Below are 4675 nucleotides of genomic sequence, written 5' to 3'. Positions count from 1 at the left end.
GATACCGGTAATGAGATTCAAGGGAAAGCTGAGTTTAAAGGCGCTGAATATACTCTCTTTACTGCAAAAGATGGCCAAGCTGTTAAATGGGGTGAGGCTTTTAAACCAGAATTAGTGAAAGGAACGAAAGCTTCTGATGAAACGGTGACTTTGACTTTAGATGAAAAGAATCAAGTTGCCGTTAAACACTTAGCCATCAACGAGTATTATTGGCAAGAAACCAAAGCGCCTGAAGGATATACCTTGCATAAAACGAAGTATCCTGTATCTATCAAAAAAGTCGATGATAACGAAAAAAATGCCGTGATTACCCGAGATGTTACGGCAAAAGAACAAGTGATTCGTTTTGGCTTTGATTTCTTCAAATTTGCTGGATCAGCTGCGGGAACTGCCGAAACTGGTTTTAACGACTTAACCTTTAAAGTATCGCCATTAGAAGGAACCAATGAAATCACCGGTGCCGAAGATGAAGCGACCACAGCTTATAACGAGCAACTAGGTTTTGATGGCTATGGCAAGTTTGAAAATCTTCCTTATGGGGACTATTTACTTGAAGAAGTAGAAGCCCCAGAAGGATTCCAAAAGATTACGCCATTAGAAATCTGTTCTACGTTTAAAGAAAATAAAGAGGATTACACCAAGAGTGAGTATGTCTTTACCATTATCGAACAAGGTCAAAAGCGACCAATTAAAACGGTGACCGTTCCTTATGAGAAGCTGACGAACAAAGCATTTTCTGTTAGTTTGAACCGTTTGATGCTTTATGATTTGCCTGAGGAAGAAGATAGTGTAACTTCCCTTGCGACTTGGAAAGACGGGGACAAAGAATTGACTACCCTTGATTCTACTGAGCTAGTTGATAAATTGAGCTACAAGCTTCATGAAATCAAAGAAGACTGGTATGTGGTAGCGCAAGCCATTGATGTAGAAGCCACAAAAGTTGCCCAAGAAAAAGATGAAAAAGCCAAACCAATCGTGATTGCGGAAACAACCGCAACTTTGGCGAACAAGGAGAAAACAGGAACTTGGGAAATTCTGCATAAATTAACCGCTGAACAAGTTTTGGATAAAACCATCGTCTTATTCAACTATGTGTATGAAAATGAGGAAGCCTTTGAAGCAGGTGATGAGCCAGTAGCGAAGGATGCTAGTTTGAACAATCAAGCCCAAACTGTTAATTGTACGGTGGAACGCCATGTTTCCATCCAAACAAAAGCCCACCTAGAAGACGGTTCACAAACTTTCACGCATGGTGACGTAGTGGATATGTTTGATGATGTGTCCATTACTCATGATGTACTGGATGGCTCAAAAGAAGCATTTGAAACAATTCTTTACGCTTTACTACCGGATGGTACGACCAAAGAAATTTGGAAATCTGGAAAAATTGATTACGAAGTGAATGACAAAGAATTTACCAAAACCGTGCTCGCTGAAAAAGTAGACACAAGTAAATATCCAGAAGGTACAAGTTTTACCTTCAAAGAAATTAACTATGACAAAGATGGAAACATCAATGGGAAACACAATGAAGATTTAAAAGAAAAGTCTCAAACCTTAACGCCAAAAGAAGTGCCAACCACACCAAGTACGCCGGAACAACCGGAAACACCAACTGTTCCAAGTGACTCTCAAGTATCTAGTCCCACAGTGAAGACATTCCCACAAACTGGGGAGAAAAGTTCCAATGTGTTACTGTTCATTGGCTTTACCTTGATCTTGGCGACGGCTGGGTATTATTTCTGGAATCGCCGGAACTAAGGTGATGATATGAAACAAGTAAATAGGAAGAACCAACGTGCGCGACCGCCTCCTAATAAAGTAGTCGCGCTATTTTTGTATCCAACACTACTAATGAAAAGAGGAAAAGAAGATGGAATTGAAATTTGTTGTACCGGATATGGCCGAAACATTTGGAAAGTTGAGTTATGCCGGTGAAGGTGAAATTTTAACAGAAGGATATGGACGGAATACTATGGTGATTGGTCGAAGTTATCATTTGTATTCCAGTAAACAACGGGCCGATGATATTGAAGTGGTGGTAGCTGCGGAAGCCGGCGAAAAGGATTTTGACCAAGATCAACCGCTAAAAGCCGTGAATCCCCACTTGGTTGCCAAAGGCTATGAGATTGAGAATCGTGGGTTTACTGATTATGTGTTGTATGTCGATGATTTAGTGAAAGCATAGGAGGAAAAGAAGATGAGATTAACAGAAGGTATTGTCGTAGATTCAGGATTAACCTTTGGGAAGTTGCGTTTTTCCGCATTACGTCGAGAAGTACGGAAACAAAACGAGGATGGAACGGTTAGTAACGAGGTAAAAGAACGAACCTATAATTTGAAATCCTCTGCACAAGGTCGAATGATCCAAGTTAGTATCCCAGCAAATGTACCCTTACGCGAGTTTGCTTATGATGCAGAGGTAGAGCTGGTCAATCCTATCGTGGATACCGTCGCCAATTATGTTTTTCGGGAAGGAACTACCGTCAATTGGTTTATTAAGGCAGATGATTTAGTCTTAAAACGGAAACTGAATCAAGGAAATCCCACAAACCAAAATGAAGGAAAGAAATAGGTGAAGAATATGGAAATCAATGTGGAACATATTTTAGATTGTCTCGATCAATATGGAAAAGGTGAGCTAACTGAGGAGGAACTCACTAATGCATTAACCTATGATGAAAAAATGTTTCTGATTATGCATCAAGGGTTACTAGACGTAGGTAACGATGCTAAAGAAGACTTTGATGTACTGGATTGGTTAGGGGAAGAAGAGTCGTTCTTTATGGTTGTCGAGGTAAATGAAAGTTTATGTCGTCAAGCAGAATCCGTCTTAGAAGAAATCGGTGTGGAAATGCCAGACGCCATTGAAAGCTTTTTAAATCAACTAGTTGAAACGAAACAACTCTCAATCGCAGTAAATGACTAGCATGATTTTTTGAAATTGCCCAATAAAATCCCATTGGGCAATTTTCGATTGGAGGTGGAAACTATCAAAATGTACAAAGGACATCGCATACGCGCAGGAGATCAGCACTTAGTTTATCACTTTGTTCTTGGATGGCTAATCGCTTTGTTTATCGGTTGGATGGGTATCTTTTATTTTCCAGAGCTTAGACAATTTGATCTTTCTAAGCTATCATTTTCCACTATTGAAATCGCTTGGTCCGTGAAAGATTTAATCTGCTTACTTGGAAGTTTCGCTCTTTCAGGAGCTATGATGTTACTTTATATTCACTTTTTTCAGGGCCATTGGCGAAGTTTATGGCATCGACAAAAGCTGGCTCGGATGATTCTAGAAAATCATTGGTATGAAGTGAAGCAAACTCAAAGTGAAGGCTTTTTCAAAGATCTTACGAGTAGTCGAAACAAGGAGAGTATCAGTTACTTCCCCAAAATTTATTATCGAATGAAAGATGGCTTACTTTCTATTCGCGTTCAAATTTCACTGGGAAAATATCAAGATCAGCTTTTAAAGTTGGAAAAGAAGTTAGAAAGCGGACTGTATTGTGAGTTAGTAGAGAAGGAACTCAAAGACTCCTATGTGGAATACATCTTGTTATACGATATGATTGCCAATCGAATTGGGATTGAAGAAGTAGTGGCAGAAAACGGGACTCTGCAATTGATGAAAAATCAAGTATGGGCCTATGATTCCTTACCTCATATGTTAATCGCTGGTGGTACAGGCGGTGGGAAGACTTACTTTTTGCTCACCATTATCCAAGCTTTATTGAAGTCGGATGCAGAATTGTTTATCCTCGATCCAAAAAATGCGGACCTCGCCGATTTAGGTACGGTAATACCTCATGTCTATTCACAAAAGGAAGAAATTACTGTTTGTGTGGAAGATTTCTATGAACGTATGATGGCTCGTAGTAAGGAAATGAAAGAAATGCCCAACTACAAAACAGGAGAGAATTATGCCTATCTTGGACTTCCGCCAAACTTTTTAATCTTTGATGAATACGTGGCTTATATGGAAATGTTAACGACGAAAGAAAGTGCGGTGGTTTTGAATAAGCTCAAACAAATTGTGATGTTAGGTCGTCAGTCTGGTTTCTTTTTAATTCTAGCTTGTCAAAGGCCGGATGCGAAATATTTAGGAGACGGGATTCGCGATCAATTCAACTTCCGGGTGGCTTTGGGTCGCATGAGTGAACTCGGGTATTCCATGATGTATGGCGAGGTCGATAAAAATTTCTTTATGAAACACATCAAAGGTCGAGGTTATGTAGATACAGGGGGCAGTGTGATTAGTGAGTTTTATACGCCACTTGTACCAAAAGGGTATGATTTCTTGGAATCCATCAAACAAGTAGCGCAATCGAAAGAAAAATGACAACTACAGAGAAATTTAGTCTTCTAGGGTATCGGACTTAAAGTATGATAAACTAGAGATGAAAGCGTCAGGAGGTGTAGTAAAAATGACAGAGGATTATTCTTTACAGTATGCTAAAGAGAACAAAAAAGTATTAATTTCTTCGATTACTGATGGGAAAGAAAAAGAGGAAGAAAAGACTGCCATTTTTATGGCCGGAAGTCCTGGGGCTGGAAAGACTGAGGCTACACAAACTTTGACGGCATTGAATAGTAATCTTTGTGTAATCGATGCTGATAAATTTCGTGAACTATTTCCGGGCTATGCTGGGAATAATTCAGATGAATTTCAACG

The 4675-nt window shown here is 39.6% G+C and carries 5 protein-coding genes and 1 pseudogene; all 6 read left to right on the top strand.

Annotated elements, in window-relative coordinates:
• Nucleotides 1–1761: pseudogene (gene fss3 / locus AB5Z52_RS15935) on the top strand (fibrinogen-binding MSCRAMM adhesin Fss3); the annotation flags it as partial.
• Nucleotides 1762–1873: 112 nt separating this feature from the next.
• Complete coding sequence (locus AB5Z52_RS15930) at nt 1874–2188, top strand: YdcP family protein (protein ID WP_368243535.1); 315 nt, start codon at nt 1874–1876, stop codon at nt 2186–2188.
• A 12-nt stretch (nt 2189–2200) separates the two neighbouring features.
• Nucleotides 2201–2575 carry a YdcP family protein gene (locus AB5Z52_RS15925; RefSeq protein WP_368243534.1) on the top strand — a complete coding sequence of 125 codons (375 nt, stop codon included), beginning with the start codon at nt 2201–2203 and terminating at the stop codon, nt 2573–2575.
• Nucleotides 2576–2929, top strand: a complete 354-nt coding sequence (locus AB5Z52_RS15920; RefSeq protein ID WP_368243533.1) for a damage-inducible protein J — start codon at nt 2576–2578, stop codon at nt 2927–2929.
• A gap of 69 nt (nt 2930–2998) precedes the next feature.
• Nucleotides 2999–4342 carry an FtsK/SpoIIIE domain-containing protein gene (locus tag AB5Z52_RS15915; RefSeq protein WP_368243532.1) on the top strand — a complete coding sequence of 448 codons (1344 nt, stop codon included), beginning with the start codon at nt 2999–3001 and terminating at the stop codon, nt 4340–4342.
• An 85-nt stretch (nt 4343–4427) separates the two neighbouring features.
• On the top strand, nt 4428–4675 hold a 248-nt coding region (locus AB5Z52_RS15910; protein WP_368267005.1), incomplete at its 3' end, for a zeta toxin family protein.

Source organism: Enterococcus sp. RTP21361st1_A6_RTP21361_211029 (genome assembly GCF_040910045.1).
Lineage (GTDB): Bacteria > Bacillota > Bacilli > Lactobacillales > Enterococcaceae > Enterococcus_D > Enterococcus_D gallinarum.
The sequence above is the reverse complement of the archived record's forward strand: the minus strand, read 5'-3'. Positions and strand labels throughout refer to the sequence as shown.